This is a genomic window from Rhizobacter sp. P2_H2 (genome assembly GCF_056403375.1).
Window position 1 is genome coordinate 1 of the sequence record NZ_JBFUFP010001711.1, and the last position, 689, is coordinate 689.

The window sequence follows — 689 nt, forward strand, 5'->3', positions numbered from 1 at the left end:
GAGAAGCGCAAGGGGCGCGCATGAGCTGGGCAGGAGCGTTGCTTGGGGCAGCCATCGGTCTCTCAGCATGTTCTGAAGGCGTGCCGCGAGCTGTCGAGACGACGCAAGTTGAAAGCCCATCCAGAAACTTCGCCGCAACCGTCGAKGTCGTCGACAACGGGCTCGGTTTCGGTCAAGGCGCCTTGTACGACGAGATTCACCTGGGTCCGCCGCAACACGGCTCGTTCTCGCACGGGGACAAGGACGCGTCGGTCATCTACTACGCAGAATCGACCTACGGAGTGGGACTTCCGCCGCGGATCGAGTGGGTTGCAGCCGACCAGCTGAGAGTCACCGTCGATCCGAAGAGTCGGCCCGGGAAGTCAATCCATCAAGCGCTTGGTGTATCGATCGAGTACAGGACTGTTGCAGGCGAACGCCTCGCGCGTTGACCAATTCAAGTTCAAGTCCGCACAACCCATGTTCGCTGACCCGTGGAACCCTTCGAGTACCGAGATCCGCGCCTGGGCGTACATGGCAGATGCCGTGGAGCCGTGCGAAGACTGGACTGCGGGCCTTCATGGACTGGACCGTAGAGGTCTTCCTCGGGACTTCATGTGAACATTGAGCAAAGGAGAACCTTCGTGCTGAGTCTCGACAGTACCCACTGGCAGCAACTCGATCATGCGTACGGAACCGCGGAGGACATT

At 60.0% G+C, this 689-nt stretch carries 1 protein-coding gene; it reads left to right on the forward strand.

What is annotated here, in order from left to right; translation table 11 throughout:
- The coding region (locus AC1D15_RS35765; protein ID WP_477829822.1) for a hypothetical protein at positions 1-431 on the forward strand (431 nt) is incomplete at its 5' end.
- Positions 432-689 lie beyond the last annotated feature (258 nt).